Source organism: Citrobacter sp. R-1.5.2, from assembly GCF_035064245.1.
In the GTDB taxonomy this organism is placed as follows: domain Bacteria; phylum Pseudomonadota; class Gammaproteobacteria; order Enterobacterales; family Enterobacteriaceae; genus Citrobacter.
On record NZ_JASEYC010000001.1, the window covers coordinates 398,853 to 422,987 of the forward strand.

A 24,135-nucleotide genomic window follows, 5' to 3' on the forward strand; every position below is an offset into this window, starting at 1 on the left:
ATCTAACAGCAGAAAATGACATAATATAGTTAACCATGGGTTTGACCAAAAGTATTCAGGAGCAACCGTTGAATGAACCTCAGTCATGGGTAAAACCGTTGACGCGCATCCCTTCCAGTTTGAAACCGCTTGTTGCAACACAGAAAAAACACTATGGCGATGTGCTACATCCCACGCGCTGGTGGGGGCGAATGCCATTTCTGTTCTGGCTGGTGGCGCTGTTTGTTGGCTTCCTGGAGCGTAAGCGGGCGCGCTTAACGCCGGTGATGCGAGCATTGTTGATGACTCGTGTTTCTCAGGTGTGCCATTGCGCCTTTTGTGTGGATGCCAACAGTTTACGTCTGGCTGAACGCTGTGGCGCACTGGATAAAGTATTGCAGGTTGCTGCCTGGCAAGAATCGACGCTGTTCAGTGAAGAAGAACGTGTCGCACTGGCTTATGCGGATGCCGTTACGGCCACGCCGCCTCGGGTTGATGAGGCATTAAAGGCGCAAATGAAGCTGTATTTTACCGAGGATGCCATTACTGAAATGACCGCGCTGATTGCGTTCCAAAATCTCTCGGCGCGCTTTAATGCCGCCCTTGATATTCCTTCGCAGGGACTGTGCGACACCTTCAAAGGACGCCCACATGCTTGACTGCCATCTTCATCCGCGCTTAAAACCGCTTTTGCATCGGTGTGTGCGGGTTATTGATAAGCCTGCAATTACGCCGGATGGACTGACACTGGTTGGTTTTGCCATTGGCGTGCTGGCGTTGCCGTTTCTGGCTTTAGGCTGGTATCAGGCGGCGTTGGTGGTTATCGTGCTAAATCGTCTGTTTGATGGACTGGACGGTGCGCTGGCGCGGCGCAGGGGGCTTACTGATGCCGGCGGGTTTCTCGATATCTCGCTCGACTTTCTTTTTTACGCCTTAGTACCGTTTGGTTTTATTCTGGCCGCACCGGAGCTGAATGCGCTGGCCGGCAGCTGGCTGTTGTTCGCCTTTATCGGAACGGGGAGTAGTTTTCTCGCCTTTGCCGCGTTGGCGGCGAAACACCAGATTGATAATCCGGGCTATGCGCATAAGTCGTTTTATTATCTGGGCGGGCTGACCGAAGGAACCGAGACCATTTTGTTGTTTGTGCTGGGCTGCCTGTTCCCGGGATATTTTGCCCTGATGGCATGGATATTTGGCGCGCTGTGCTGGATGACAACACTCACCCGGATCTGGAGTGGATATTTGACGCTGAAAGCGGTTCAGCGTCAGGCGTAACGTATTGCGTTGCCGGATACGCTTATCCGGCAATCATGCCAATCTTACTTGCTGCTGTCCGGACCACGTTCACCGCTGGCTACCGGGTTCTTCGGATCGCTGCTCCACTCATACCAACCGCCATCATAGACCGACACGTTTTGCCAGCCCATTGCGCGGGCGTACATAAAGGTTTCTGAGGCGCGCCAACCGGTACCGCAATAGAAAGAGACCTGCTGATCCGGCAGAATGTTCCATTGCTTCCACATTGCGGCGATGTCGTCTGCACTGCGCATCGTACCATCCGGATTATGGAAATCTTCCATGTGAGTGGAGTCACTTCCCGCATGGCCCCAACGAGCGCCAGCGATTTCACCTTTTGGCTTGATGTAGCTGTATCCACTGGTGGTACCGATAAACTCTGGCCATGAACGGATGCTGACCAGTGACGCATCCTGGCGATGCAGCAAGCCGCGAGCCTGTGTCATATCCAGCATCAATTGTGGTTGGGCGGGGATCGTGACGCCAAAATCCGGTTCTGGTTTGACCGTCGGTGGGGTGCCGCGTTCGACGGGTAAACCTGCGTCGGACCAGGTTTGCCAGCCACCGTCGAGCAGGCGAACATCTTTTACACCCGCATACAGCATGATTTGTGCCACGCGTGCGGCGGCGTACACATCGCGGCCATACAAAATGACCGTGGTGTCGTGGCGGATACCGTGTTTAGCCAGCATCGCTTTTAGCTGTTCGTCGGAGACTTTATTCCACAGCGGTTCGCTTTCCACTTCGTTAGTGTCAATGTATCCCGCACCCGGAATATGGCTCAGCAGATAAAATTTTGGCGCACCCCAGGCCGCTTCAATGACTTTCCAGTCACCAGCCGGTTTTGCGGTAACGTCTTTACCTTGCTGAAGATCGTGCAGCCATTGTGGGTAGACCAACTGTTCGAAGTGCGGCAGGCGCTGCAAGCGTGCAGGGTCCTGTAGCGCATCGCTAAGGGTCGAAATATGGTTAAAACCCACTTTTTGCAGGCGGTTTTTGACGGCTTTCACATCGCTGTCGTTGCCATACAGTGCCACTGGCGCATCGGCTTTTAACTGATGTGCCTGAACCCAGGCGGTAAGTTGTTCATCGTTCATCTTGTCGAGCCAGGCGGCAGACAGATTCAGTGCGGAGGGTTCGTGCCCGGAAGGGCCATTGAGCGACTGAGGCCAGCCATTATAAAAAGCGCTCTGACGGGTATCGATTGCCGCGCCTTGTTTTTGCTGTAACTGGTTGAGGGTAAGCGTTTGTGCTGTTTCAGCAGCCCAGGAAGAAGCGCAAGCGAGCCCTAAAGCCAGTGCCAGCGCGGTCATTTGAGAAACACGTTTCATCGAATAGCCCGACGTTGAAAAAAAGAGGACGACATTGTGTGCCGCCGGTTAAGTAAAATCCTTGCGTTAACGCAGCATAACGCCACATTCACGCCCAGGAATCCATTTGTACTACACGGCCTGCCGGGGGGATGTCTTGCGTATCGTGGGTTACTTGCACCACAGGTATCCCCAACTTCCGCACTTCGGTGAAAACCCACAGGCGAAACGTATCCCGCAGTGACGCATCCAGGCGACTGAAGGGTTCATCCAGCAGCAAAGCCTGCGGTTGTGCCAGCAAGGCGCGAAGCAGGGCGATGCGTGAGCGTTGCCCTCCGGACAGCGATGCCGGGTCGCGATGATAAAAGCCTGCCAGGTCCGCGCGCTCAAGGGCATGTTCCACTTCATCGCGTCTCGCCGTACCTTTCAGGTCAGCGGGTAGTGCCAGTGATAAATTTTGCCCAACACTGAAATGATCAAACAGCAGGGCATCCTGGAACAGAATACCAATCTGGCGCTGTGCGGTAGGTAATGTGTCAATGCGCCGTTCATTGAGCCATAGTTGACCGGAGGCACGAAGTTGATCGGGGAGCGCACCAATCATCCACGAAAATAGTGAAGACTTGCCGCTACCCGAAGGCCCCATAATAGTGACGATGTCACCTTTATTGACCTGAAGGTTGACGCCCGTCAGCAGCGGAGTTGAACCCAGGTACAGGGAAACATCTTTCACTATGAGCATTAGCGGAGTCCTTGTCGAAAGCGGCCAACCCAGGCGGAGAGCGAGGCTGCGAGTGCGAAAACAACCAACGGTAACAGCAATTGCCATAGCGCCTGTGCCGCCAGAATAGCGGTGCTGCCACCGCTGCTTAATGCTACGGCTTCGGTCGTGAGTGTGGGATAACGACCTGCGCCCAACCATAATGTTGGCATGTACTGGGCAATACTCACCGAAAATCCTACGGCGAAAGCAATCAGTGCCGGGCGCAGAATCAACGGGCATTTTACCTGCCAGAAGATGCGGTTTTGTGTCCAGCCCAGCGTTTGCGCAATCACAATAAGGCGCGAGTCAATACGCTGCCATGCAGGTTTAAGCACAAACAGCATCCACGGTGTTACCCACAATAAATGCCCCCAGACCACCGTGATAAACTGGCCATCCTGTTGGGCATATAGCGCCAGCGTATATTGCCCGGTGACCAGCGGTAACGCGGGTAAGATAATGGGCAACCAGACCCAACGGTGCCCGGTTTGTGGCCCCCATTCCAGCCATATCAACAGCGTGGCCAGCGCAAGCGTACTGGCCAGAAGCCCCATTAGCAGGCTATTGATCAGCGCATCTCGGTTCAGCGATGAGTATTCTGCCATCAGGAGCAAAACGACTGCGCACACAATGCCGCTGAGGGGCAGAAGCTGTATCAGCGAGCGTCCGGCTGTACAGGATGAAAAATGCAGGCGTACACCGCTGATTGCCGGAATTGTGCGCCGCCAGCCGCGCCAGAGCAGATAGCCCGCCAGCGCAAAAATGACCAGTAACAGCACCAGCAGCAAACTGGCGAGCGCGCCTTTTGTCTGCTGGTCGGCGTCGCCCTGACTTAACCATTGCCAGCTCAATACCGCGAGTGTTGGCGGGTTGCCGGGGCCAAGGACGATGGCGACATCCACGACGGAGAGCGACCACGCGACAATCGCCAGCATAACTTTCCCTAGCGCTGGCGCGATAGAGGGCAGTACCAGCCAGTTCAGACACTGCAATCGGCTGTAACCCAGAGAGTCCAGCACGATGACCTGTTGCGACAACTGCTTGTCACTCAATAAAGCGGAAAGGATCCAGAGCAAGAAAGCGCTTTCTTTCACCGCCAATGTGATGCCCAGACCCACACCGTAGCGGTCCAATAGTGGGCTGAGAAACGGCAATAGACGGTAGAGCATGCCGCCTTCGGCAAAAAGTAACAGCGTGCTGGTGGCAAAGGCAACGTGCGGAACCGCCAGCAGCCAGGGGAGGTGAGTACAAAGCCGCACCCATCTGGCGCCGGGCCAGAATGCAAGAACGGTCAGCAGGGCGATACTGAGCGCGCCAGTGGCTGCCAGCGTGACAGAAACCAGTGTCGCCAGTAGCGCTTGCAGGAGTTGGGGATCGGCAAACAGCGCCAGCCAGTGTGCAATGGAAAGCGCTGGCGCAATTAGCGTAAAAGCCGCAGGGACCAGCGGCAAATAGATTGCCGTCATGAAGGCCCAGAGCAGCAGAATTAATGCGTACCGTAACGGCGTAGCCATTCTTGTTCCAGTGCATTTACCCAGGCTGCGTGTGGCTCAGGCAGGACAGCGGGGAGTCCTTTCGGGATTCGAGCCAGTAGCGCCTCCCGCTGTTCGGCTGGTAATTTTTTGGGGTCAAGCACTGAAGGATCGCCCCAAAAGGTGGGGTCAGCTTTGCGGAGCTGCGCTTCAGGCGAGAGCAGGAAGTTAGCCACCACTTTCGCCCCAGCACTGGCACGCGCATTAGCGGGAATGGTGACAAAATGCACATTGCCCAGCATGCCCTGAGAGAAGCCAAAACTATAGCTATTTTTCGGTAACTCGCCGCGAGCGATTTTTTGCTGTGCATGCGCGGGGTTAAAGGTTAACGACATCCGCAGCGTGCCGCTATTCAGCAGGGCATCCATCCGCGCAGGCGTAGGGGGAAAGTCTTTCCCTTCGCGCCACAGTACGGGATGTAAAGCATCAAGATACTGCCACAAGGGGGCGGTAACCTCGGCGAACGTGGCTGCATCGGGAGCACTTTTCAGTGCTTGTGGTTTTGCAGTGAGCGTAATCAGCAACTGTTCGAGAAAAGCGGTACCGGTAAAGTCGGGTGGGCGCGGATAGGTCACCGTGCCGGGATGCGCTCGCGCAAACTCCAGCAGTGCCTGCGCAGAGCGAGGGGGGTGTTCTGTGATATCCCGATTGGCGATAAAGGTTAACTGCGCGCCACCCCACGGAGATTCGGCACCCTCAGTTGGAATGGCGAAGTCTTCAGTCACCGGTTGTTGGGTATCCACGTAGCGCCAGTTGGGCAGCATTTGCGCCCACTGCGTTTGCAGCAGACCAGCGTCTTTCAGCGTGCGAAAATTCTCGCCATTGACCCACAGGAGATCAACCGAACCGCCTGTTTTACGCCCTGATGCCGCTTCGGTCTGGATGCGTTTTACAGCATCGGCGGCATCCGCCAGACGGACAATTTTCAGGTTAATGGCATAGTGTGTTTTCATCTCACCGCTAACCCAGTCGAGATACTGATTAACGGCGTTATCGCCTCCCCAGGCGTTAAACCACACCGTCTGACCCCGGGCGTCGTTTTTGATGTGCTGCCAGTTATCACTCTGCGCAAAGGTCGCCAGCGGAGAGAGCAGCAAACTCAGGCACAATAAACAGTAACGCATAGTATCTCCAGTCGTTTATGGAGGCTTCAGGAACGCTTCCTGTGCCGCTCAAGATAAAGGCCTCTTGCCACTGAAATCACGACACTCAGGGCAAACAGAATAAACAGCCCGGTCACGAACCAATATGTGCCGCCGGTCAGCAGGCTACCAGCCCATGAGTAAACGATAGTGGCGGGCAACTGGCCAATACCGGTGGCGATGAAAAAATGACGAAAGCGGATGGACGTCAGGCCGGCGGCGTAACTGACCGGATCGAATGGAACGAAAGGTAACAGGCGGCAGACCAGAATGGCGTGTTTACCGTAGCGCTCAAAAAAGGCGTCCATATTTTTCAACACCGTTTTACCGGTTAATCTTTCTACTGCACTGCGGCCGAACACCCGGGCGATAAAAAAGCAGAGTGCTGCCCCCGCCATCGCACTGGTCCAGGAGAGAACACCTCCCCAGAATGCGCCAAACAATGAGGCATTCGCAAAGGTGATCAGGAAGGCGGGAAGCGGGGCGATGATCGCCTGTAAAATCATCAGGAAGAACGATACGACCGCGGCCTGGGGACCCCAGGAACGAATGAAATTTTCAAGAGCATGCTGATCAAGCGTGGTAAACGCAGTCAGGCTCTGTGTGAGAAAGTCTCTCACGTCGGGCAGCCATGCCCACGCCATTAACGCGACGACCAACAGGGCAATGAACCCAGCCCGGCAACACTTTCTTAACTGTGTCTTATTCAGCGTTCTCATTTACCGGCAAGCTCTCGATTTGCAGAGGGGTAGACATGTTTATATCGGGCCCAGGCTTTTGCCGCCTGCACAAGGGCAAACAAGGCAAAGCCTGCAACACTGAGTTTAACGATAAACGCCCAGGTGATGCCTTCACTGGCGAGTTCGTGTGACATCAGCGTATAGATAAAGATACCAGGTAACGTGGTGACAGCTGAAATCAGAGTAAATGACCAGAACGGAATGGCCGTCAGTCCGTAAGCATAGTTTTGAATATTATAAGGAAACAGGGGGACGAGACGGGTCAGGATCAGAAAGTCGATACCGCTATGGGCAATCCCTTTTTCGATCGCCTGAAACGTCGCCGTATGCCCGACGTGTTTCAGTAATAGTTCCCGCCCAAGCCAGCGTGCCAGTAAAAATGACAATGCCGAGGCAACGGTTGCTGCCAGTAAAGAGATGAGCGTGCCAACCAGTGGGCCGAAAAGGATACCGCCGACAATCACCAGAATGCTGCCAGGTATCAGGCACAGTGCCGAGACGATAAAGAGCAGAATATAAAGCGCGTAGCCGAACAGCCCGCTTTGGCGGATGACAGCTTGTAAATGATGGAGATTGGTTATCAGGTCAGACAGACCAAAATAGTGGAAAACCCCAGCCAGGGCGCAGAATAGCACTGCCACAATCAGCAGTCGGTATTCTGCCTTATGCGAACTTCTTTTTCATGGGGGGTCTCCTGTAAATCCGTGGGTGATGAAGCGCTTTCACCAGCGAAAAGTGCGCGCGAAGATATATTAAAATCCCGCTCGCAACAATGTATTACCGTCGCTTTATTGATTTTGCACAGAATATACTGACTCTCCAGGCGAGGCCCGGAGAGCGAAAAAATGCTGATGATTAGACGCGGAATTTTGCCCACACTGGCGCGTGGTCGGACGGTTTTTCCATGCTGCGGATCTCATAGTCGATACCCGTTTCTTCGCAGCGTTCCGCCAGCGGATTGCTTGCCAGCAGCAGGTCAATACGCAGACCACGGTTATCGTCGAAGCCTTTCGAGCGGTAATCAAACCACGAAAACTGGTCGTTTTTATCAGGATGCGCGTGACGATAGGTGTCCACCAGTCCCCAACCTAACAGACGTTCCATCCACTCGCGTTCTTCCGGCAGGAAGGAACATTTCCCGGTACGCAACCAGCGTTTGCGATTCTCTTCTCCGATGCCGATATCCAGGTCGGTTGGGCTGATATTCATATCACCCATGATCAGCACCGGATTATCGCGTTTCAGCTCCGTCTCAAGATAGTTTTGTAAGTTCTGATAGAACGCCGCTTTTGCCGGGAATTTAGTTTCATGGTCGCGGCTTTCACCCTGTGGGAAGTAGCCGTTGATGACGGTGATGTTGCCAAGCGGAGACGGGATCTCCGCCATAATGATACGGCGCTGAGCCTCTTCGTCATCATTCGGGAAACCACGGCGCACTGCGATCGGTGTTTCTTTGGTTAACAGTGCCACACCGTAATGGCCTTTCTGACCGTGATAGAAAACGTTGTAGCCCAATTTTGCTACCTCTTCGAGAGGGAACATATCGTCGTGAACTTTTGTCTCCTGTAAGCCAATAACATCCGGTTGGTGTTTTTCGACAATGGCTGCCAGTTGATGAGGTCGGGCACGCAGGCCGTTGATATTAAAAGAGACAAATTTCATAGTCGCTGCCACTTTGTAAGATGAATAGTGCAAGGATGGTAGCAGAATTTCTACGAACTGACTGCTTCTTGTCACCTGATTCCAACAATGATTGCTAATGGTGTTAACGATGGAGCAAAAACTGCACCGTTTTGGCGCGAAGCGCGTCGCTATGGGGCAATAATTTCCGATAAATTTCGTATACGATCACAATTCCAGAATTATATTTGGCGACTGAATAAAATTGCGGTTTTTCCTCTATTTAGTCCTCTGATACGCAAACATATTCACTTTATATGCACAGATAGTGAATATCGTTGTGTTGTAACTTGTTGATATTCCGTTCAACGACTCCGTTTATGCACTTTTTTCGCTGGCTGGCACGAACCCTGCAATCTACATTTACACCGCAAACACTATATTTATTAACATATAAATAACCTTTTATTTACCGTTGAGGTCGCTATGTCTCTGTCAGTTACGCGTGAAAATTTTGATGAATGGATGATGCCTGTCTATGCCCCAGCGCCTTTTATTCCGGTGCGTGGTGAAGGTTCACGTCTGTGGGATCAACAGGGTAAAGAGTATATCGATTTCGCGGGAGGCATTGCGGTTAACGCACTGGGACATGCGCATCCGGCATTGCGTGAGGCATTAAACGACCAGGCCAGCAAATTCTGGCATACCGGCAACGGTTACACTAACGAACCGGTATTACGTCTGGCGAAGAAGCTTATCGACGCGACGTTTGCCGAGCGTGTTTTCTTCTGCAACTCCGGCGCAGAGGCTAACGAAGCCGCACTAAAACTGGCGCGTAAATTTGCCCACGATCGGTTTGGCAGCCAAAAAAGCGGCATTGTGGCATTTAAAAACGCCTTCCACGGTCGCACGCTGTTTACCGTCAGTGCCGGGGGGCAGCCAGCCTATTCACAGGATTTCGCACCACTGCCGCCGGATATCCGTCATGCGGTGTATAACGATCTCGACTCCGCCAGCCAATTGATTGATGACACCACCTGTGCGGTTATTGTGGAGCCAGTGCAGGGGGAAGGTGGCGTCGTGCCGGCAACCACCGCGTTTTTACAGGGGCTGCGTGAATTATGCGATCGTCATAATGCGCTGCTGATTTTTGATGAGGTACAGACCGGCGTTGGGCGTACCGGCGAACTGTATGCCTATATGCACTACGGTGTGACACCAGACCTGCTGACGACGGCCAAAGCGCTTGGCGGTGGATTCCCTATTGGCGCGTTATTGACTACAGAACGTTGCAGCAGCGTGATGACCGTGGGCACTCACGGCACAACTTACGGCGGAAACCCATTAGCCACTGCCGTAGCGGGTAAGTTGCTGGAAATTGTTAACACGCCGGAAGTCCTCAATGGTGTGAAACAGCGTCATGACCGGTTTGTGGAGCGTATTAACGCTATTAACGAACGTTTTGGATTGTTTAGTGAAATCCGTGGCCTGGGGCTGCTAATTGGTTGTGTGTTGAATGCGGAATTTGCCGGAAAAGCGAAACAGATCTCCCAGGAAGCGGCCAATGCAGGCGTCATGGTGTTGATTGCCGGCGGTAACGTGGTGCGTTTTGCGCCTGCGCTAAATGTCAGCCAGGAAGAGGTGGCAACCGGACTCGATCGTTTTGCGCTGGCATGCGAACGCATTAAAGCAGGAGGTTCATCATGATGGTGATCCGTCCTATTGAACACGCGGATATCACCGCGTTAATGCAGCTTGCCAGTAAGACCGGCGGTGGGTTGACGTCATTGCCCGCAAATGAAGCCACGCTGGCGGCGCGTATTGATCGTTCGTTGAAAACCTGGCGTGGCGAGTTGCCTAAAAGCGAGCAGGGCTACGTTTTTGTATTGGAAGACAGTGCCACCGGAACCGTGGCGGGGATTTGTGCGATTGAAGTGGCGGTAGGGCTTAACGATCCCTGGTACAACTACCGTGTTGGCACGCTAGTTCATGCTTCGAAAGAGTTGAATGTCTATAACGCATTGCCGACGCTGTTTCTCAGTAACGATCACACCGGAAGCAGTGAGCTTTGTACCCTGTTTCTCGATCCGGACTGGCGTAAAGAAGGTAACGGCTATTTGCTGTCGAAGTCGCGCTTTATGTTTATGGCGGCGTTTCGTGACCGTTTTAACGAAAAAGTCGTTGCAGAGATGCGGGGTGTCATTGATGAACACGGTTATTCACCATTCTGGCAAAGCCTTGGCAAGCGCTTTTTCTCGATGGAATTCAGCCGCGCAGATTTTCTCTGTGGCACCGGACAAAAAGCGTTTATTGCAGAGCTGATGCCTAAACATCCTATATATACCCACTTCCTGTCGGAAGAAGCGCAAAGCGTGATTGGCGAAGTGCATCCGCAAACGGCGCCAGCCCGTGCGGTGCTGGAGAAAGAAGGGTTTCGCTACCGCAACTACATCGATATTTTCGACGGCGGGCCGACGCTGGAATGCGATATCGACCGGGTACGTGCTATCCGCAAAAGTCGACTGGTGGAAGTGGCTGAAGGTCAGCCTGCACTGGGCGAATTTCCTGCCTGCCTGGTGGCTAATGAAAATTACCAAAACTTCCGCGTCATGTTAGTGCGTGCCGATCCGAATACCCAGCGACTGGTACTGACGGCAGCGCAACTGGACGCCCTGAAATGCCACGCGGGTGACCATGTACGTTTTGTGCGTCTTTGTGCAGAGGAGAAAGCAGCATGACATTATGGATAAACGGCGACTGGGTGACCGGGTTGGGCGCACGTCGGGTGAAAACGAACCCGGTGAGCGGGGATGTGCTGTGGCAAGGCAATGATGCCGATGCGACTCAGGTAGCACTGGCATGCCAGGCGGCGCGGGCTGCCTTTCCGGGTTGGGCAAAACAGGCTTTTGCTGCCCGCCAGGACATTGTCGAGAAATTCGCGACGCTGCTGGAGAGTAATAAAGCAGAACTGACGGCGATCATTGCACGGGAAACCGGCAAGCCGCGTTGGGAAGCTGCAACCGAACTGACGGCGATGATCAATAAAATTGCCATCTCAGTGAAGGCGTATCATACCCGTACCGGAGAACAGCATAACGCGCTGCCAGATGGTGCAGCGACGTTACGTCATCGCCCACACGGTGTGCTGGCCGTGTTTGGCCCGTATAACTTCCCCGGTCATTTACCTAATGGTCATATCGTTCCGGCGTTGTTGGCTGGCAATACGCTGATTTTCAAGCCCAGCGAGCTGACGCCGTGGACCGGTGAGGCGGTGATCAAACTGTGGGAACAGGCGGGATTACCGCCGGGCGTATTGAACCTGGTTCAGGGGGGGCGTGAAACAGGACAGGCACTGAGTGCGCTGGAGGACCTTGATGGTCTGTTGTTTACCGGTAGCGCCAATACGGGTTATCAGCTGCATCGTCAGCTATCTGGCCAGCCGGAAAAGATCCTCGCGCTGGAGATGGGCGGGAACAACCCGCTGATTATCGAGAACCCCGAAGATATTGATGCGGCGGTACATCTGACTATTCAGTCAGCGTTTGTTACAGCCGGGCAACGGTGTACCTGTGCCCGTCGTCTGCTGGTTAAAAAAGGGGCGCAGGGCGATGCGTTTCTGGCGCGGCTGGTGGATGTCTGTCAGCGTTTAATACCGGACAACTGGGATGCACAACCGCAACCGTTTATTGGCGGGCTTATTTCTGAACAGGCCGCGCAACATGTTTGTGACGCCTGGCAACGCCTTGCAGCGCAGGGAGGGCGAACCCTACTGGCACCACGGCAGGTACGCGCGGGGACTTCACTGTTGACCCCCGGCATTATTGAACTGACCGGCGTGGCGAATGTCGCGGATGAAGAAGTCTTCGGCCCGCTGCTCGGTGTCTGGCGTTATGACAGCTTTGATGATGCGATTCGCATGGCCAACAATACCCGCTTTGGTTTGTCGTGCGGGCTGGTTTCACCGGATCGCAATCAGTTTGACCAATTGCTGCTGGAAGCTCGTGCGGGCATCGTCAACTGGAATAAGCCGCTAACCGGGGCGGCAAGCACCGCGCCGTTCGGTGGGATTGGTGCTTCAGGCAACCATCGCGCCAGTGCGTGGTATGCCGCAGATTATTGCGCCTGGCCGATGGCGAGCCTGGAATCTCCGACCCTGACGCTGCCGACTGCGCTTAGCCCAGGACTCGATTTTTCACGCGAGGATAAGCCATGAAAGCGCGCGAAGTAAATTTCGACGGTCTGGTGGGACTGACTCACCATTATGCGGGGTTGTCATTTGGCAATGAGGCCTCAACCCGACACCGTTTTCAGGTGTCGAATCCCCGTCTGGCGGCGAAACAGGGCCTGTTGAAGATGAAGGCGTTGGCCGATGCCGGATTCCCGCAGGCGGTGATCCCACCTCACGAGCGTCCCTATATTCCCGTGCTGCGTCAGTTGGGATTTAGCGGCAGTGACGAACAGGTGCTGGAAAAGGTGGCACGGCAGGCACCTCACTGGCTCTCCAGTGCCAGTTCCGCTTCGCCGATGTGGGTGGCGAATGCGGCCACGGTCTGTCCTTCGGCAGATTCGCTGGACGGGAAAGTGCATCTGACGGTCGCCAACCTGAATAACAAGTTTCACCGTTCGCTGGAGGCTTCGACCACTGAAGCGTTGTTAAACGCGATCTTCCGTGATGAGAGCCGCTTTACGGTCCATACTGCATTGCCACAAGTTGCGTTACTGGGTGATGAAGGTGCGGCTAACCATAACCGCCTCGGCGGTGATTATGGTGATCCCGGCGTGCAGGTGTTTGTCTATGGTCGTGAAGAGGGCAACGGCGCGCAGCCGAAGCGTTATCCGGCGAGGCAATCACGTGAGGCCAGCGAAGCTGTTGCGCGCCTGAATCACGTGAACCCTAAGCAGATTATCTTTGCTCAGCAAAACCCGGATGTTATCGATCTTGGTGTGTTTCATAACGATGTTATTGCGGTATCAAATCGTCAGGTGCTGTTTTGTCATGAATTGGCGTTTGCCAACCAGCAGGCGTTGTTAGAGCAGTTACGTAGCCAGGTGGCGGGATTTACGGCGCTGGAAGTTCCCCTGGCGGAAGTGTCAGTGCAGGATGCTGTGGCAACGTATCTGTTTAACAGCCAGCTACTCAGTCGTGATGACGGTTCAATGATGTTGGTCTTGCCGCAGGAATGCCGGGAGCATGCAGGGGTATGGCATTATTTAAACCGTCTGCTTGAAGATGACAACCCGATTGACGATCTACGGGTATTCGATCTGCGCGAAAGCATGTCCAACGGTGGTGGCCCGGCGTGTCTGCGACTTCGGGTCGTGTTAACCCCACAGGAGCAACAGGCGGTGAACCCGGCGGTTCTCATGAATGATGTGCTGTTTAACACGCTGAATAACTGGGTTGATCGTTACTATCGCGATCGCCTTACCGCAGCCGATCTTGCTGACCCGCAGTTGCTGCGCGAAGGGCGTGAAGCATTGGATACGTTGACACAATTACTCAAACTCGGTTCGGTGTATCCCTTCCAGCAGGAGCGTACACGTCATGGATAATTTCCTTGCGCTGACGCTTGCGGGAGACTCGCCAGATACCTCCCGGGGGAAAGCTCACGGTTTTGACTGGCAATGGATTGGGCATGGCATGCTGGAACTGACGCCGGTTGTCCCGGTTGAGCGTTCGCTGGTTTTGTCTGCGGGCATTCATGGTAACGAAACCGCACCAGTAGAAATACTGGATACATTGCTGTCCGGGTTGTTTAGCGGCAAGCTGCCGCTGACATGGCGGCTATTGGTGATCCTGGGCAATCCGCAGGCGCTAGCTGCGGGCAAACGCTATTGTCATAGCGATCTGAACCGTATGTTTGGTGGCCGCTGGCAGCTCTTCGATGAGAGCAGTGAAACACGGCGTGCCCGCGAGCTTGAACTGTGTCTGGAAGATTTTTACGCGCGGGCAAAGGCACCTGTTCGCTGGCATCTCGATCTCCACACGGCTATTCGCGGGTCACATCATTTGCGTTTTGGCGTGCTACCGCAGCGTGATGTGGCATGGGATGAGGCGTTCCTTCGCTGGCTGGGGGATGCGGGGCTGGAGGCTCTGGTTTTCCACCAGGCACCAGGCGGAACGTTTACCCATTTTAGTGGGGAGCATTTTGGCGCGCTGGCCTGCACGCTGGAGCTGGGCAAGGCGCTGCCGTTTGGGCAAAACAACCTGTCACAGTTTGCTCACACTGCGCAGGCGCTGGCAATGTTGTTGACAGGCAGCCCCGCAGCGGCAGCTGAGACGCCGCCGTTACGTTATCGCGTGGTAGCGCAAATTACACGGCGCAGCGACGATTTCATTCTCTACATGGACAACCAGACACTTAACTTTACCGCATTTAAAGAGGGAACCGTACTGGCTCAGGATGGTGATGAACGTTTTATCGTCACCCATGACGTTGAATATGTTCTCTTTCCTAATCCCAATGTGGCCTGTGGTTTACGCGCGGGACTGATGCTGGAAAGGTTGTAAAAGATATATCCGCCCTTGGGTTAATCTCTGAGGGCTTATTTTTGCGTGCTGTTTATATTTATTACGGATTATTCCTGGTAAGTTGCTTTCTTAATAACCAGAGTTCAGGTATAGTTCTTCATAATCCTTTCAAAATCATCCTGTTGTAATTTTTTATTTCAACTCTCCGCAATTTATTCTTTTTTTCTTCATAATTGATGAAAGTTTGTTTTTTACACTTTCATTGTTTTACCGTTACTCTGATTAATTGACGCTTAAGCCGGTAAAGTTAATCTCGTCAACACGACATCACATTGCATAAGAGTCGTATGAATGTCGTAAGAATAACTGAAAGGAAGGATAGAAATTATGCGTAAACTGACTGCTCTGTTTGTTGCCTCTACCCTGGCGCTGGGCGCTGCAAATCTGGCTCATGCCGCTGACACGACCACAGCCGCTCCGGCAGATGCCAAACCGATGATGCACCACAACGGTAAGTTTGCCCCGCATCATGACATGATGTTTAAAGACCTGAACCTGACCGATGCACAGAAACAACAGATCCGCGACATCATGAAAGGTCAGCGCGATCAGATGAAACGTCCTCCGCTGGAAGAACGCCGTGCAATGCACGATATCATCGCCAGCGATAGCTTCGATAAAGCGAAGGCTGAAGCGCAGATTGCGAAGATGGAAGAACAGCGCAAAGCTAACATGCTGGCGCATATGGAAACGCAGAACAAAATCTACAACATTCTGACCCCGGAACAGAAAAAACAGTTTAATGCCAATTTTGAGAAGCGTCTGACAGAACGTGCAGCGCAGAAAGGTAAAATGCCACAGGCTGCTGAATAATCGGTAGGCGTCTATACTCAAACATTCACGCTGTGTCGGAGCAGATTGCCCCACACAGCGTGAAAAAAAACTCAAGACCGCCGGCCTTGTCCACAACACGTTTAACGATGTGGGCAGGATCGGCGGTTTTTTCTTTCCCACCTATTGCACAGCGCTTCGGACACGTTATGCTCCTGATGCCCGCGAAAATGCTACCTGGATCAGCGCGTTAAACTTTTTTGCAAAACGCCATGGTCATCGCTAAGGCAAATCAACTCTGCTGCCGATAACAACGTGCAGGGTGAATGATAACAATGATGATTTGGCTGCCTGATGACGGCATGTCGGCGCACAGTGCCTTTCTGGAGGGATGATGGAGTACTTTGATATCCGCAAGATGCCGGTTAATCTCTGGCGTAATGGTGCGGGAGAAACGCGTGAAATATGTTGTTTTCCGCCAGCAACACGCGACTTTCACTGGCGGGCGAGTATTGCCTCCATTGCTGCGAACGGCGAATTTTCACTTTTCCCGGGAGTTGAACGCGTTATTACGCTGCTCGAAGGGGGAGAAGTCACGCTGGAAGGCGCTAACACGCTACCGCATACGCTAAAACAGCATCAGCCTTTTACTTTCGCCGGTGACCGTGTGGTAAAAGCGAAGCTGACGGAAGGGCAGATGTCGATGGATTTTAATATCATGACCCGTCGGGATGTTTGCCAGGCTAAAGTTCGTGTGGCTGACCGGACGTTTACGACCTTTGGTTCGCGTGGCGGCGTGGTATTTGTGATTAGCGGAGCCTGGCAACTGGGGGATAAGTTGCTGACGGCTGACCAGGGGGCGTGCTGGCATGACGGTAAGCATACGTTGCGACTGTTGGAGCGCGAGGGGAAGTTGTTGTTTAGTGAGATTAACTGGAAGCCAGGTTTTTCGCCTGATTCGGTGCAATGATGTCGTTTGGGCCGGATAAACCCTTTTGTGGTTATCCGGCACGGGTAAATCAGCGAATTACGCTTTTTTCCAGAAGTCGTCAAACACCGTAATCGGTGGGCGGCGTTTGTGTTCTGTCTTCACGTACCAGCCTTCAATTTTCTTCGCAACGTCGGCATCCAACGTTTTTCCTTCCAGATAATCGTCAATGTTGTCGTAGGTAACGCCTAATGCGGCTTCATCTGGCAGAGAAGGGCGATCGTCTTCGAGGTCGGCGGTTGGTGCTTTCTTATATAAGTGCTCAGGGCAACCTAATGCAGCAAGAAGCTGCTTACCCTGACGCTTGTTGAGGCGGAATATTGGGTTAATGTCCGTGCCGCCATCGCCATACTTAGTAAAGAATCCGGTAATGGCTTCTGCGGCGTGATCGGTACCCACGACAACACCGCTGGTCATTCCGGCGATACTGTATTGTGCCTTCATACGCTCGCGGGCTTTTTCATTGCCGCGCACAAAATCACTCAGTTCGATACCTGCTTCACGTAATGCCTGCTCGCTGGCCAATACCGCGCCTTTGATGTTGACGGTGAGCACGCGGTCAGGTTGTATGAACGCGATCGCGTCCTGACAGTCTTGTTCATCGGCCTGTACACCATAAGGCAGTCGTACAGCAATAAACTGTAACGCATCGTTACCCGTTTCTTCGCGTAACTCGGAAATCGCCATTTGGCATAACTTTCCGGCCAGGGTGGAGTCCTGCCCACCGCTAATCCCTAACACCAGTGATTTAAGGAAAGGGTAGGTTTTGAGGTACGATTTCAAGAAATCCACGCTGCGGCGAATTTCCTCTTCTGCATTAATGTGTGGTTTGGCACCAAGTGCCCGGATTATCTCTTGCTGCAGAGTCATTTAACCCCCTCCAAAAAATGAAATGATCAAAAATAACGATGTGTTAAAGCTAACGCGTTGACGCCCAAACGACAAGGGATGCAGCCGGATATAACATCATTTTGTTTTGATAGAATTTTCTGAAATGACCCGAGTATCCACTGACAGCTTGAAAAATGCGTTGTTGTGCTCCAGGCTTATATAACACGCTGAAAAAAAAGAGGACGGAATATGAACAAGAATCTAACAGGAATTCTGAGCGCAGCGGCGGTATTGACTATGCTGGCAGGGTGTACGGCTTACGATCGTACCAAAGACCAATTTGTGCAGCCCGTGGTGAAAGATGTGAAGAAAGGGATGAGTCGGGCGCAAGTGGCGCAGATTGCCGGCAAACCGTCATCTGAAGTCAGCATGATCCATGCGCGTGGTACATGTCAGACCTACATCCTGGGTCAACGAGATGGTAAAGCAGAGACCTATTTTGTTGCATTAGATGATACTGGGCACGTGATTAATTCCGGCTACCAGACCTGCGCGGAGTATGACACCGACCCGCAGTCTGCGAAGTAGTTGCATCTGTTTATTGCCTGAGCACTCTGCAGAACCGGCCACTGTGCCGGTTTTTTTGTGTCACGCGATCTTATTTATTGTCGCGAATTATTTGCCTGAAGTGTGAGGGGTGTCATAACCACAGGTCAAGGAGAGACAATTTAGTTGGTCAATGAAATACCATCCGCGGGTGCAATCCCGTATACTCATTTCAGCCACCTAAAAAAGTAATTTAGCTGACGCAAGTTACCCAGAGCATGGATGCAGGTTATGGCTTGCGGAGTGTCTGGTACACAGATAATCGCACATGAGGATCGTTTTAATGGAAAAGAAACACATTTATCTGTTTTGTTCTGCGGGCATGTCGACTTCTTTGTTAGTCTCGAAGATGCGTGCTCAGGCTGAAAAATACGAAGTACCGGTTATCATTGAAGCGTTTCCCGAAACGCTGGCCGGAGAAAAAGGCCCGGTAGCCGATGTTGTGTTATTAGGCCCACAGATTGCTTATATGTTGCCCGAAATTCAGCGTTTGTTACCCAACAAACCTGTAGAAGTGATTGACTCGCTGTTGTATGGCAAAGTCGATGGTTTAGGCGTGCTTAAGGCTGCAGTTGCAGCAATTAAAAAAGCCGCAGCAAATTAATTATTTTATTTTAAATTTTCCCGTCAAAGAGTTATTTCATTAACATTCACCGCAATTGTTAATTGCGGTATTTAAGGGTATTTTTCTATGAGTAACGCTATTGCTTCACTTGAAAAGGTACTCCTTCCTTTTGCTGTAAAAATTGGAAAGCAGCCACACGTTAATGCAATCAAAAACGGTTTTATTCGTTTAATGCCGTTAACCCTCGCAGGGGCAATGTTTGTATTAATCAATAACGTTTTCCTGAGCTTTGGGGAGGGGTCGTTTTTTTATTCCATGGGCATTCGACTTGATGCTTCAACTATTGAAACGCTAAATAGTTTAAAAGGCATCGGTGGGAACGTCTATAACGGTACGCTGGGTATTATGTCATTGATGGCGCCATTCTTTATCGGTATGGCGTTGGCAGAAGAACGCAAAGTCGATGCACTGGCTGCTGGTTTATTATCTGTCGCCGCATTTATGACAGTCACACCTTACAGCGTGGGCGAAGCCTATGCCGTGGGTGCTAACTGGTTGGGCGGTGCAAACATTATTTCCGGTATTATTATCGGCCTGGTGGTCGCGGAAATGTTCACCTTCGTCGTGCATCGTAATTGGGTTATTAAATTACCTGATAGCGTTCCGGCTTCTGTTTCTCGCTCGTTTTCTGCATTGATTCCTGGCTTCATTATCCTCTCTATTATGGGGATCATCGCCTGGGCGTTGAACACCTGGGGAACGAACTTCCACCAGATCATCATGGATTCCATTTCAACTCCGCTGGCGTCACTGGGTAGTGTGGTGGGTTGGGCGTACGTGATTTTTGTTCCGCTGTTGTGGTTCTTTGGTATTCACGGTTCTTTGGCACTGACTGCACTGGACAGCGGTATCATGACCCCCTGGGCGCTGGAAAACATCTCTATCTACCAACAGTTTGGTTCCGTAGACGCGGCACTGGAAGCGGGTAAGACGTTCCACGTCTGGGCGAAGCCGATGCTGGACTCCTATATTTTCCTGGGAGGGAGTGGGGCAACGTTGGGTCTGATTATTGCTATCTTCCTGGCTTCTCGTCGCGCTGATTATCGTCAGGTAGCAAAACTGGCACTGCCATCAGGTCTGTTCCAGATTAACGAACCTATTCTGTTCGGTCTGCCGATTATCATGAACCCGGTTATGTTTATTCCATTCATCCTGGTTCAGCCGATTCTGGCAGCGATTACGCTGGCTGCGTATTACACAGGCATTATTCCACCGATTACCAACATTGCACCGTGGACGATGCCAACCGGGTTGGGCGCATTCTTTAACACCAACGGTAGCGTCGCTGCTCTGCTGGTCGCGTTGTTTAACCTTGGTATCGCAACGCTGGTGTACCTGCCATTCGTGGTCGTCGCCAACAAAGCTCAGAACGTGATTGATAAAGAAGAAAGCGAAGAAGATATCGCTAACGCATTGAAATTCTAAATTTAATCCGGCATGGCTATGCGGCCATGCCGGACTGAACCAGAGGAAAAGAGTATGTTAGATATCGAAAATATCGTCGATACGCAGTCAGAGGCTGAAGAGCTTGAAGAAGTGGTGATGGGGCTCATCATCAACTCGGGTCAGGCACGTAGTCTGGCGTACGGCGCGCTCAAATTGGCCAAACAGGGTGATTTTGAGTCAGCGAAGACCATGATGGAGCAGTCTCGCATGGCGCTGAACGAAGCACACCTTGTCCAGACCAAACTGATTGAAGGCGATCAGGGTGAAGGTAAAATGAAAGTCAGCCTGGTGCTGGTCCATGCACAGGACCACCTGATGACGTCGATGCTGGCACGTGAACTGGTGACAGAACTGATTGAGCTTCACGAGAAGCTGAAATAGCGAGGAGTGCAGAATGCAGCTACAGGTTAACGCACCGGAAATCAAAACCGTCTATGAGCAGCAGCTTTTTAATGGCAAAAATTTTCATGTGTTCATCTATAACAAAACTGAGAGCATCAGTGGGCTGCATCAGCATGATTACTACGAATTTACCCTGGTCTTAACTGGACGTTACTATCAGGAGATCAACGGTAAGCGTGTACTGCTTGAGCGCGGAGACTTTGTCTTTATCCCGTTGGGATCGCACCATCAAAGTTTCTATGATTTCGGCGCGACGCGAATTCTTAACGTTGGTATCAGTAAACGTTTTTTTGAACAGCACTACCACCCGTTGCTGCCATTTTGTTTTGTTGCATCGCAGGTGTATCGGGCGAACAGCTCGTTTCTTACCTACATCGAAACGGTTATAGCATCACTGAACTTTCGTGAAAGCGGACTGGATGAATTTGTAGAAGTGGTCACCTTCTATATTATTAATCGGTTACGCCATCATCGGGAAGAACAGGTGCTGGATGATATTCCACAATGGCTTAAAACTACCGTGGAAAGCATGCATGACAAAAGGAAGTTCAGCGAAAATGCGCTGGAAAATATGGTACACCTGTCCGCAAAATCCCAGGAGTATCTGACCCGTGCAACCCAGCGTTATTACAGTAAAACGCCAATGCAGATTATTAATGAAATCCGCATTAATTTTGCTAAAAAACAGCTGGAAATGACTAACTATTCTGTAACTGATATTGCCTATGAGTCTGGTTACAGTAGTCCGAGCCTGTTTATTAAAACGTTTAAAAAGCTGACGTCGTTTACACCTAATAGCTACCGTAAGAAATTAACGGAATTTAATCAGTAAATTTTATTTACCAACAACCAATTTTTATAGCTTGCCCAAAATAGCGCTGGGACTGCCACGCTATACCTGACGAATGGGTTGAGCATAATACGTGTCAGTGTTTTTACACTGAAGGGAGAAATTATGAGCCAGAAATTAAAAGTCGTCACTATCGGTGGCGGGAGCAGCTACACCCCTGAATTACTTGAAGGCTTTATTAAGCGTTATCATGAATTACCGGTCTCTGAATTGTGGCTGGTGGATGTCGACGGTGGTAAAGAGAAGCTGGACATTATTTTTGACCTCTGCCAGCGCATGATTGATAAAGCTGGCGTCCCGATGAAAGTGTACAAAACGCTGGATCGCCGAGAAGCGCTGAAAGATGCTGATTTTGTCACCACGCAGTTGCGCGTAGGACAACTTAAGGCTCGTGAACAGGATGAACGTATCCCTCTGAGCCATGGTTATCTGGGGCAGGAAACTAACGGTGCTGGAGGCCTGTTTAAAGGACTACGTACCATTCCGGTGATCTTTGACATTGTGAAGGATGTGGAAGAACTGTGTCCGAATGCGTGGGTGATTAACTTTACCAACCCGGCTGGCATGGTAACTGAAGCGGTCTATCGCCATACTAACTTCAAGAAGTTTATCGGCGTGTGCAATATTCCAATCGGTATGAAGATGTTTATCAGCGACGTCCTGGCGCTGAAACAGAGTGATGATTTATCCATCGATCTGTTTGGTCTGAACCATATGGTCTTCATTAAGGATGTTCTGGTCAACGGTGTGTCACGTTTTGATGAACTGCTGGACGGCGTAGCGTCGGGTCAGTTGAAAGCCTCTGGCGTGAAGAACATCTTCGATCTGCCGTTCAGTGAAGGGCTGATTCGTTCACTGAAACTGCTACCGTGCTCGTATTTGCTGTACTACTTCAAGCCAAAAGAGATGCTGGCGATTGAAATGGGCGAATATTACAAAGGTGGCGCACGCGCACAGGTAGTACAGAAAGTTGAGAAGCAACTGTTTGATCTGTATAAAAATCCTGAGCTGAATGTTAAGCCGAAAGAGCTGGAACAGCGTGGCGGGGCTTATTACTCTGATGCCGCGTGTGAAGTCATCAATGCTATCTACAACGACAAGCAGACCGAGCATTACGTCAACATTCCTCATCATGGTCATGTTGATAATATTCCTGCGGACTGGGCTGTTGAGATGACCTGCACGCTGGGACGCAATGGTGCAACGCCGCACCCGCGTATCACCCATTTCGATGAAAAGGTCCTGGGCCTTATCTATACCATTAAAGGTTTTGAAGTGGCGGCGAGCAACGCAGCACTAAGCGGCGAGTTGAATGATGTACTGTTGGCGTTAAACCTGAGTCCACTGGTGCATTCAGACACTGATGCTGAAATTCTTGCCCGTGAGCTGATCCTGGCGCATGAAAAATGGCTGCCAAATTTCGCTGGATGCATCGAGAAGCTTAAAAGCGAACAACACTAACTGAGGTTGGCTATGGAACGCGTACTGATTGTGAATGCGGATGATTTTGGCCTGAGCAAAGGGCAAAACTACGGCATTGTTGAAGCCTGTCGCAATGGCATAGTCACCTCAACCACTGCTCTGGTGAATGGCGAGGCGATAGAGCATGCGGTACAGCTTAGTCGCGATTTACCGGAACTTGCCGTTGGGATGCACTTTGTCCTGACGCTTGGCAAACCGTTAACGGCGATGCCGGGTCTGACGCGTGACGGTGTGTTAGGGAAATGGATCTGGCAGATGGCAGAGGAAGATACATTGCCGCTGGACGAGATTTCTCAGGAGCTGGCTGCACAGTATCAGCGTTTTATTGACCTGTTCGGGCGGGAGCCGACGCATCTGGATAGTCATCACCACGTGCATATGTTCCCGCAGATTTTCCCGATTGTCGCCAGTTTTGCCGCGGAGAGGGGTGTTGCGTTGCGGATCGATCGGCAGACGGTGTTCCTGGCGTCCGATTTACCGGAAACGTTGCGTACCTCCCAGGGATTTAGCAGTGAGTTTTATGGCGACGCGATTTCTGAGGCCCTGTTCTTGCAGACGCTGGACGCGTCCGCAGACCGGGGAGAGTCCTCGCTGGAAGTGATGTGTCATCCGGCGTTTATCGATGACATCATTCGACAAAGTGCCTACTGTTACCCCCGCTTAACTGAGCTTGACGTACTGACGTCTTCGTCATTGAAATACGCTATTGCGGAGCGCGGTTATCGTCTTGGCAGTTTTCTGAACGTTTAATTCCTGAGTTGGCGGCGCGTCGGTGCGCCGCATTTTTTTGTCTGCGTCATTGATATTTGCCGCAACCAGTCCGTCCCCCCCCCGTTATCGCCACCCACTTCACGAATTCACTGTTTTTGCACCGTCCGAGGGTAAAATCAGCTAAGATAGCGTTTTTCAGATTTTTAGAATTTGTCTTTAGTGAAGCAACTGATTATGAAACCTCTTCGCCAACAAAATCGTCCGGTTATCAGCTATGTTCCTCGTGTGGAGCCAGCTCCACCAGAGCATGCGGTGAAAATGGATGCGTTTCGTGACGTATGGATACTGCGCGGAAAATATGTCGCTTTTGTCTTAATGGGGGAGGCGTTTCAGCGTTCGCCTGCATTTACGGTTCCGGAGTCGGCACAGCGCTGGGCTAACCAAATTCGCCAGGAAAACGAACTGAGCGATTAATTAGATATAAAAAAACCGCCGGAGCATAACTCACC

Annotated in this window: 25 protein-coding genes; 17 read left to right on the plus strand and 8 right to left on the minus strand. The window is 51.8% G+C overall.

Annotation, left to right across the window (positions count from 1 at the left end):
* Positions 1-68: 68 nt before the first annotated feature.
* Together QMN38_RS01915 and QMN38_RS01920 are read left to right on the plus strand one after the other, a co-directional pair.
* A complete protein-coding gene (locus QMN38_RS01915; RefSeq protein ID WP_323604371.1) occupies positions 69-638 on the plus strand; it encodes a carboxymuconolactone decarboxylase family protein in 570 nt (189 codons plus the stop codon).
* Entirely contained in the window at positions 631-1,254 is a 624-nt protein-coding gene (locus tag QMN38_RS01920) for a CDP-alcohol phosphatidyltransferase family protein (protein WP_271449109.1), read from the plus strand. The genes QMN38_RS01915 and QMN38_RS01920 overlap by 8 nt, the downstream gene beginning before the upstream one ends.
* A gap of 44 nt (positions 1,255-1,298) precedes the next feature.
* On the opposite strand, the gene QMN38_RS01925 is transcribed toward QMN38_RS01920, so the two are convergent.
* The 7 genes from QMN38_RS01925 to xthA form a co-directional block, all read right to left on the minus strand.
* Positions 1,299-2,606: a sulfurtransferase gene (locus QMN38_RS01925; RefSeq protein ID WP_271454278.1), complete on the minus strand. Its 1,308-nt coding sequence runs from the start codon at positions 2,604-2,606 to the stop codon at positions 1,299-1,301.
* An 88-nt stretch (positions 2,607-2,694) separates the two neighbouring features.
* Positions 2,695-3,327, minus strand: a complete 633-nt coding sequence (locus QMN38_RS01930; RefSeq protein ID WP_323604372.1) for an ATP-binding cassette domain-containing protein — start codon at positions 3,325-3,327, stop codon at positions 2,695-2,697.
* Positions 3,327-4,862: an ABC transporter permease family protein gene (locus QMN38_RS01935; protein ID WP_271441137.1), complete on the minus strand. Its 1,536-nt coding sequence runs from the start codon at positions 4,860-4,862 to the stop codon at positions 3,327-3,329. Before QMN38_RS01935 ends, QMN38_RS01930 begins: the two co-directional genes overlap by 1 nt.
* Complete coding sequence (locus QMN38_RS01940) at positions 4,835-6,004, minus strand: ABC transporter substrate-binding protein (protein ID WP_323604373.1); 1,170 nt, start codon at positions 6,002-6,004, stop codon at positions 4,835-4,837. The genes QMN38_RS01935 and QMN38_RS01940 overlap by 28 nt, the downstream gene beginning before the upstream one ends.
* A 26-nt stretch (positions 6,005-6,030) precedes the next feature.
* Positions 6,031-6,732 carry a TVP38/TMEM64 family protein gene (locus QMN38_RS01945; RefSeq protein WP_416348249.1) on the minus strand — a complete coding sequence of 234 codons (702 nt, stop codon included), beginning with the start codon at positions 6,730-6,732 and terminating at the stop codon, positions 6,031-6,033.
* Positions 6,733-6,737: 5 nt separating this feature from the next.
* Positions 6,738-7,397, minus strand: coding sequence for a TVP38/TMEM64 family protein (locus tag QMN38_RS01950; protein ID WP_323604580.1), 660 nt, complete (start codon positions 7,395-7,397; stop codon positions 6,738-6,740).
* A gap of 220 nt (positions 7,398-7,617) precedes the next feature.
* Entirely contained in the window at positions 7,618-8,424 is an 807-nt protein-coding gene (gene xthA, locus QMN38_RS01955; RefSeq protein WP_116360166.1) for an exodeoxyribonuclease III, read from the minus strand.
* Between the two features lie 444 nt (positions 8,425-8,868).
* On the opposite strand from xthA, the gene astC reads away from it, so the two are divergent.
* The 7 genes from astC to ves all read left to right on the plus strand — a co-directional run bounded on the left by astC (position 8,869) and on the right by ves (position 16,655).
* Positions 8,869-10,089: a succinylornithine/acetylornithine transaminase gene (astC, locus tag QMN38_RS01960; RefSeq protein ID WP_323604374.1), complete on the plus strand. Its 1,221-nt coding sequence runs from the start codon at positions 8,869-8,871 to the stop codon at positions 10,087-10,089.
* On the plus strand, positions 10,086-11,120 hold the full coding sequence (astA, locus tag QMN38_RS01965) for an arginine N-succinyltransferase (RefSeq protein WP_271441134.1): 1,035 nt from the start codon (positions 10,086-10,088) through the stop codon (positions 11,118-11,120). The genes astC and astA overlap by 4 nt, the downstream gene beginning before the upstream one ends.
* Positions 11,117-12,595, plus strand: a complete 1,479-nt coding sequence (gene astD / locus QMN38_RS01970) for a succinylglutamate-semialdehyde dehydrogenase (protein WP_323604375.1) — start codon at positions 11,117-11,119, stop codon at positions 12,593-12,595. Before astA ends, astD begins: the two co-directional genes overlap by 4 nt.
* Positions 12,592-13,935, plus strand: a complete 1,344-nt coding sequence (gene astB / locus QMN38_RS01975) for an N-succinylarginine dihydrolase (RefSeq protein ID WP_323604376.1) — start codon at positions 12,592-12,594, stop codon at positions 13,933-13,935. Before astD ends, astB begins: the two co-directional genes overlap by 4 nt.
* Positions 13,928-14,893, plus strand: a complete 966-nt coding sequence (gene astE / locus QMN38_RS01980) for a succinylglutamate desuccinylase (RefSeq protein WP_323604377.1) — start codon at positions 13,928-13,930, stop codon at positions 14,891-14,893. The genes astB and astE overlap by 8 nt, the downstream gene beginning before the upstream one ends.
* Before the next feature lie 348 nt (positions 14,894-15,241).
* A complete protein-coding gene (gene spy, locus QMN38_RS01985) occupies positions 15,242-15,727 on the plus strand; it encodes an ATP-independent periplasmic protein-refolding chaperone Spy (RefSeq protein ID WP_115602141.1) in 486 nt (161 codons plus the stop codon).
* A 352-nt stretch (positions 15,728-16,079) separates the two neighbouring features.
* A complete protein-coding gene (gene ves, locus QMN38_RS01990) occupies positions 16,080-16,655 on the plus strand; it encodes an environmental stress-induced protein Ves (RefSeq protein ID WP_048211887.1) in 576 nt (191 codons plus the stop codon).
* Between the two features lie 57 nt (positions 16,656-16,712).
* On the opposite strand, the gene nadE is transcribed toward ves, so the two are convergent.
* Positions 16,713-17,543, minus strand: coding sequence for an ammonia-dependent NAD(+) synthetase (nadE, locus tag QMN38_RS01995; protein ID WP_202038823.1), 831 nt, complete (start codon positions 17,541-17,543; stop codon positions 16,713-16,715).
* Between the two features lie 210 nt (positions 17,544-17,753).
* Between nadE and osmE the strand changes: the two genes are divergently transcribed.
* From osmE to cedA, 8 genes are all read left to right on the plus strand, one after another.
* Positions 17,754-18,092 (plus strand): osmotically-inducible lipoprotein OsmE, encoded by a 339-nt coding sequence (osmE, locus tag QMN38_RS02000; protein ID WP_202038822.1) that lies wholly within the window; start codon positions 17,754-17,756, stop codon positions 18,090-18,092.
* Positions 18,093-18,393: 301 nt separating this feature from the next.
* A complete protein-coding gene (chbB, locus tag QMN38_RS02005; RefSeq protein ID WP_003832547.1) occupies positions 18,394-18,714 on the plus strand; it encodes a PTS N,N'-diacetylchitobiose transporter subunit IIB in 321 nt (106 codons plus the stop codon).
* An 87-nt stretch (positions 18,715-18,801) separates the two neighbouring features.
* Positions 18,802-20,160 carry a PTS N,N'-diacetylchitobiose transporter subunit IIC gene (gene chbC, locus QMN38_RS02010; protein ID WP_040233680.1) on the plus strand — a complete coding sequence of 453 codons (1,359 nt, stop codon included), beginning with the start codon at positions 18,802-18,804 and terminating at the stop codon, positions 20,158-20,160.
* A gap of 54 nt (positions 20,161-20,214) precedes the next feature.
* Entirely contained in the window at positions 20,215-20,562 is a 348-nt protein-coding gene (chbA, locus tag QMN38_RS02015; RefSeq protein ID WP_137383373.1) for a PTS N,N'-diacetylchitobiose transporter subunit IIA, read from the plus strand.
* A gap of 13 nt (positions 20,563-20,575) precedes the next feature.
* Complete coding sequence (gene chbR / locus QMN38_RS02020; protein ID WP_323604378.1) at positions 20,576-21,415, plus strand: transcriptional regulator ChbR; 840 nt, start codon at positions 20,576-20,578, stop codon at positions 21,413-21,415.
* Between the two features lie 123 nt (positions 21,416-21,538).
* Positions 21,539-22,894, plus strand: coding sequence for a 6-phospho-beta-glucosidase (locus tag QMN38_RS02025; RefSeq protein WP_137383371.1), 1,356 nt, complete (start codon positions 21,539-21,541; stop codon positions 22,892-22,894).
* 12 nt (positions 22,895-22,906) lie between these two features.
* The gene (gene chbG / locus QMN38_RS02030; RefSeq protein ID WP_271441129.1) at positions 22,907-23,665 is read left to right on the plus strand and encodes a chitin disaccharide deacetylase; all 759 of its coding nucleotides are present in this window, start codon (positions 22,907-22,909) and stop codon (positions 23,663-23,665) included.
* 171 nt (positions 23,666-23,836) lie between these two features.
* The gene (gene cedA, locus QMN38_RS02035; protein ID WP_071887334.1) at positions 23,837-24,100 is read left to right on the plus strand and encodes a cell division activator CedA; all 264 of its coding nucleotides are present in this window, start codon (positions 23,837-23,839) and stop codon (positions 24,098-24,100) included.
* Positions 24,101-24,135: the final 35 nt, after the last annotated feature.